We start from the raw sequence: 5,825 nt of genomic DNA, 5'->3' as shown, positions 1-5,825 counted from the left end.
ACAAAACACAAAATAGTGGTTGTTTGAGGCTTTTCTAGCTACTACTTAGTAGGTAAAAAGTTAAAATTGGTTGTCAGATGGTTGCGTGTATGTTGGTTTTTAACATTTGTGAAATATACTTAATTCTTCACATTTGTTAATACTTTTTAATAACTTTGTTTAACTGAAAACAAGTTTGGATGACCTCAAAAAAGTATTGATTAGCAAGGGTTATAACGGGGGATTTGATTGAACCCTACTTTGTGTATGGTCTAAAATTTGTTGTTAGATACTCAAGAACTTTAGCCCCATAGAATGGGTTACTCGAAATTACTAAATACAAAATAGGCAAAATGTATGAGTGATGTTAATAAAATTGAAACTGGCGAAAAACGCTCGTTGGAGTGGAAGTCTTTCCTCTTCATCGCGGTGGTTCTCTTTCCAATATTAAGTGTGGCTTTTGTAGGCGGTTACGGCTTCCTAGTTTGGGCACTGCAAGTGTTTGTATTCGGACCTCCTGGTGCTCACGGCGGCATGTAATGCCCTCTAGTAACAACATTTTTTAAAATCAATATTTAAGAGAGCTAAACATGAAATCATTTTTAGTTAAATTATGGCGCACAATGACTCGCCCTGCAGTACACATCAGTCTTGGTGTACTAACTATGGGTGGCTTTATCGCCGGTGTTATTTTCTGGGGCGGTTTTAACACAGCTCTAGAGCACACAAATACGGAAGAGTTCTGTGTAAGTTGTCACACCATGCGTGACAATGTTTACGTAGAGCTACAAGAAACGGTTCACTGGAAAAACACTTCTGGTGTACGTGCTACTTGTCCTGACTGTCACGTTCCACATGAATGGACAGCAAAAATCGCTCGTAAGATGCAAGCATCTAAAGAAGTATTTGCTCAAGTATTTGGTGACCTAGATACACCTGAGAAATTCGAAGCTCGTCGTATCGAACTGGCTAAACACGAATGGGATCGTTTCTCTTCGAACAAATCTCTAGAGTGTAAAAACTGTCACAACTACGATTCAATGGACTTCGAGAACATGCGCCCAACAGCGCGTATCCAGATGAAGAATGCAGCAGAACGTGATCAAAGCTGTGTTGACTGTCACAAAGGTATTGCTCACAACCTTCCAATGGATATGGCATCAGCAAGCGGTATTGTTGGCGAGCTAGAAAATGTAGCAAGCAGCACATCTTACGCAAATGGTTCTGACGTGATCTCTATTCGTCACCTACCAATGTACACAGATGAAACAGCAACAGTTGAAGCGGGTCTACTCAGCCCTGCAAGTAAAGTTGCGGTTATCGACGAAAAAGGCGACATGATCAAGATTCAAATCGATGGTTGGCGTAAAGCGAAAGGTTTCGGACGTGTAATCCAAGAAGACTTCGGTATGAATATCTCAACTGCAATCTTGACCAAAGAAGTATCTCAAAGTGACGTTATCACTGTTGGTGAGAAGAAAGAAGATGAGCTTACTGGCCTTCCATGGGAAGAAGTTAACCTAGCACTTTGGATGAAGAAAGAGTCTATGGTTGATAACTTCGATCCAATCTGGAACGCAGCGGGTCAAGCGTACCAATCTAACTGTTCAACGTGTCACTCACAGCCAGATGAAGCTCACTTCAGCGCTAACGGTTGGGTAGGCATGTTAGATGGTATGATTGCATTCGTTAACTTCGATACAGATACAGAAGCACTTGTTCTTAAGTATCTACAGAAGCACTCATCAGATTTTTCTGAAGGCCATCACTAATAAGACGTCAATTGGAGTAACACAATGGCAATTACAAGAAGAAGTTTTCTGAAAGGTGTCGCGACTACAAGTGCGGCATCGGTTATCGGTCCAAGCTTATTGGCGTCGGCATCAGTGTCTGCAGCAGAAACAGACGGCGCGTGGAAAGTCTCTGGTTCTCACTGGGGTGCATTCCGAGCTCGCGTTTATGCGGGTAAAGTACAAGAGATTAAACCTCTAGAAATCGATCAACACCCAACTGAGATGTTGAAAGGTATTAAAGGTATTATCTACAGCCCATCACGTGTGCGTTACCCAATGGTTCGCCTAGATTGGTTGAAGAAGCATAAATACAGCGCAGACACGCGTGGTAACAACCGTTTTATTCGTGTGACTTGGGATGAGGCACTAGACCTTGTTTACCGCGAACTAGAGCGCGTACAGAAAGATTACGGTCCATGGGCGCTTCACACAGGTCAAACTGGGTGGAGACAAACGGGTCAGTTCCACAGCTGTACTAACCATATGCAACGTGCAATGGCACTTCACGGTTACTCTGTGAAGAAAATCGGTGACTACTCAACAGGTGCTGGTCAAACGATCATGCCTTACGTGCTAGGTTCTACTGAAGTTTACGCACAAGGTACATCTTGGGAACTTATCCTAGAAAACAGTGACAACATTGTTCTTTGGGGTAACGATCCAGTTAAAAACCTGCAAGTAGGTTGGACATGTGAGACTCACGAGTCATTCGCATACTTAGAGCAGCTGAAAGAAAAAGTTGCTAAGAAAGAGATCAACGTTGTTTCTGTTGACCCTGTTAAAAACAAAACAGGCCGTTACCTAGAAAACGAGCAAATGTACATCAACCCACAAACTGATGTGGCGTTCATGCTTGGTGTTGCTCACGTTCTTTACAACGAAGATCTATACGACAAGAAGTTCATCGAAACTTACTGTCTAGGTTTTGAAGACTTTATCAAGTACGTTCAAGGTGAAACGAAAGATAAAGTTGAGAAGACACCTGAGTGGGCTTCGGCTATCTGTGGTGCAAGCGCGGACTCTATCCGTGAATTCGCTAAGATGCTGGTTAACGGTCGTACGCAGATTCTTGTCGGTTGGAGTATCCAACGTCAACAACACGGTGAGCAGCCTTACTGGATGTGTGCCGTTATCGCAGCAATGGTTGGCCAAATCGGTCTACCTGGCGGTGGTATCTCTTACGGTCACCATTACTCTGGTATCGGTGTTTCTTCAACTGGCTTCGCTGCTCCGGGTTCATTCCCGTTGAACATCGACCAAGGTCAATCGCCTAAGCACACTAACACTGATTACAACGGTTACAGCCGTGTAATCCCTGTTGCTCGTTGGGTAGATAGCTTGCTAGAGCCAGGTAAGAAGATCAAAGCGAACGGTTCAACGGTTACACTACCGGATATCAAGATGATGGTATTCAGTGGTAATAACCCGTGGCACCACCACCAAGATCGCAACAAGATGCGTAAAGCATTCAAGAGCCTACAAACTGTAGTGGCTGTTGATTTCGCTTGGACTGCAACTTGTCGTCACTCTGATATCGTGCTTCCTGCATGTACTCAGTGGGAACGTAACGATATTGATGGTTACGGCGCGTACTCTGGTCGTGGTTTGATCGCGATGCACAAACTAGTCGATCCTCTGTTCCAGTCTAAAACTGACTTCGAGATTATGTCTAGCCTAACTAAGCGTTGGGGTCGTTACGACGATTATACGCGTGGTATGGACGAAATGCAGTGGGTTAAATCTCTGTATGACGAATGTCGTGCATCAAACGAAGGCAGCTTCGAAATGCCTGAGTTTGCTGAGTTCTGGGAGAAAGGTTTCCTAGACTTCGGTAAAGGTAAGCCATGGACTCGTCACGCTTCATTCCGTGAAGATCCAGAGATCAACGCACTAGGTACGCCTTCTGGTTTCATCGAAATCACAAGCCGTACTGTTGGCAACATGGGTTACGAGCACTGTCAAGAACACCCTATGTGGTTTGAGAAATCTGAACGTTCACACGGTGGTCCAGGCTCTGACAAACATCCGTACTGGCTACAATCTTGTCACCCAGACAAGCGTCTTCACTCTCAGATGTGTGAATCTGAAGAGTGGCGTGCGACTTACGCGGTACAAGGCCGTGAGCCAATCTACATCAACCCAATCGATGCTAAGAAGAAAGGCATCAAAGATGGCGACGTAGTACGTGTGTTCAATGACCGTGGTCAACTACTAGCAGGTGCTGTTCTAATGGATAGCTACGCACCTGGTGTTGTTCGTATCGAAGAAGGCGCTTGGTACGGCCCGATCAACGAGAAAGTGGGGGCGCTAGATACATACGGCGATCCAAACACACTAACTCAAGACATCGGTACGTCTGAACTTGCTCAAGCAACGTCAGCAAACACATGTTTGGTTAACTTCGAGAAGTTCCAAGGCAAACTGCCTCCAGTAACTTCATTCGGTGGTCCAATCGAAGTTTCTTAAGTCTTGTACTTAAGAACCAAGATTAAAGCTTGAATTAAAGCCCCTGTAAGCACTCTTACAGAGGCTTTTTGTTTTTCTAGCCTGTGTGCGGAATTTGTAATTAAGCATTGTCATAGCGCCAACAGGGGGCGTTTTTGAGACCGGCTATAACGACGTGCCGTTTGAGATAGGCTGTAGAACTATGAACTACGAACAATGAAGCAGGAAGGGAATGTATAAAGAATCTGTTGTAAGGGCTTAGGCAGACGGAAACAAAAAGGCCGATACAAAGTATCGACCTAATAGAGACCTATGGAATTGAATCAGCTTGAGTTAAATTTCGAACATAAACCAATAACCGTATGCACAGATTAATGCGGGTATGCCTGAATATAATGTGGCCACAAGAGCCGCTTTCGGTGCCATTGCGATAGCAGGGAATAAAGCATCACCATCATTTGAAATTGCGTTACCGACCTGAGCTGAAAGTGGCAGTGCACCTGAAAGGTAAAGGCTAGTGACCAACAATTGTGGACCACACCCCGGCAGTAAGCCCATCAACACACCCGCCAGGGGGAGCATCATCCCCCAGCTTGAGAATAGCGTCGCAAAATCGACATTTGCAAGCACAGAGCCAAACTCGAAGAAAAGAAAAGCCACCACCACCCATGCAGTGACAAAGTTTGTATCTTGAGCTGTTTTTTGTAGTGGGTGAGAACCTATACATTTTTCATCTTCACTTACGGCCGATTTGTAATCCTCAATTTCACGAGTAAGCCCCCACAAAAACATCGAGCTGATCAGTAAAATCGTTCCCGTCCATTCCATAGACATCTCAGGCAGTGTCAGCAACTGGTTTACATCGATTTGAAAAGAGCCAAGCAGGGCAACAGCGGCTCCCGGAATAATAAGCACAGACCATAGGTAACCCTGAAGGTTTATCGCTTTTTTAGAGACAGGGCTTTGACCTTGAGGTTGTGAGGTACAGCTGTTTTCCGCTTCATTTCTCTCTGCCTGTTTCGGGCGTAAAAAGTCGTCTGCGTGAAACAAGTTTATGATTCGTCCTGAGGCGGTACCCACGATTACACCCATCGCCATCATGGCTAAACCTGTTTTGGGTTCGCTAGCAATTAACAGGAATGCCGCGTCACCCATGGTTGAGACGAGTACAGCCACAACCGCACCAAATCCGAGTTTGCCTGAAATAAATTGTGTGGTGACCACAATCGCTCCCCCACAGCCTGGCAATGCGCCCATTAGCGCGGCGAATACAACTTGGTTTGAACGAGATTGATGGACGAGCTTATTGAAGACGTTATCTTTGTTGATGTATAGACTTAACCAGTGGTAAATCGCTAGGGTTAGCGCAACGTAACATGACACTGCCCAGAAGGCGTCAGACAAGGTAGTGACCGTCAATTCTCGCGTAGCAGGAGCTGCAACTAACGCCGCAAGTGAAATAGGTAAAAGCAGGCGCTTAAAAGACAGTGAAAACTGAGTTGTTTTCGCAGCGCTGCTGCTTGGCAAAAAAGAGATTAGTCGATCCATAAGTGTCACTCAAAATTTGTGTATTAAGATAATCATATACGAATGATAATAATTATCAAT

The 5,825-nt window shown here is 44.8% G+C and carries 4 protein-coding genes; 3 read left to right on the top strand and 1 reads right to left on the bottom strand.

Annotation, left to right across the window (positions count from 1 at the left end; genetic code table 11):
- The first annotated feature begins 336 nt into the window (after positions 1-336).
- Genes torE through torA form a run of 3 tightly spaced genes read left to right on the top strand, consistent with a single transcriptional unit; the run spans position 337 to position 4,238 of the window.
- Entirely contained in the window at positions 337-519 is a 183-nt protein-coding gene (torE, locus tag AB4653_RS21175; protein ID WP_008222628.1) for a trimethylamine N-oxide reductase system protein TorE, read from the top strand.
- 50 nt (positions 520-569) lie between these two features.
- Entirely contained in the window at positions 570-1,751 is a 1,182-nt protein-coding gene (torC, locus tag AB4653_RS21170; protein ID WP_009848788.1) for a pentaheme c-type cytochrome TorC, read from the top strand.
- A gap of 24 nt (positions 1,752-1,775) precedes the next feature.
- Positions 1,776-4,238 carry a trimethylamine-N-oxide reductase TorA gene (gene torA / locus AB4653_RS21165; RefSeq protein ID WP_017100089.1) on the top strand — a complete coding sequence of 821 codons (2,463 nt, stop codon included), beginning with the start codon at positions 1,776-1,778 and terminating at the stop codon, positions 4,236-4,238.
- A gap of 312 nt (positions 4,239-4,550) precedes the next feature.
- Here torA and AB4653_RS21160 read toward each other — a convergent pair whose 3' ends face one another.
- On the bottom strand, positions 4,551-5,765 hold the full coding sequence (locus tag AB4653_RS21160) for a putative manganese transporter (protein WP_012604363.1): 1,215 nt from the start codon (positions 5,763-5,765) through the stop codon (positions 4,551-4,553).
- Between the last annotated feature and the right edge of the window lie 60 nt (positions 5,766-5,825).

Source organism: Vibrio sp. 10N.222.48.A3 (assembly GCF_041475345.1).
Lineage (GTDB): Bacteria > Pseudomonadota > Gammaproteobacteria > Enterobacterales > Vibrionaceae > Vibrio > Vibrio tasmaniensis_A.
This window is presented reverse-complemented; position numbering and strand designations above follow the sequence as displayed.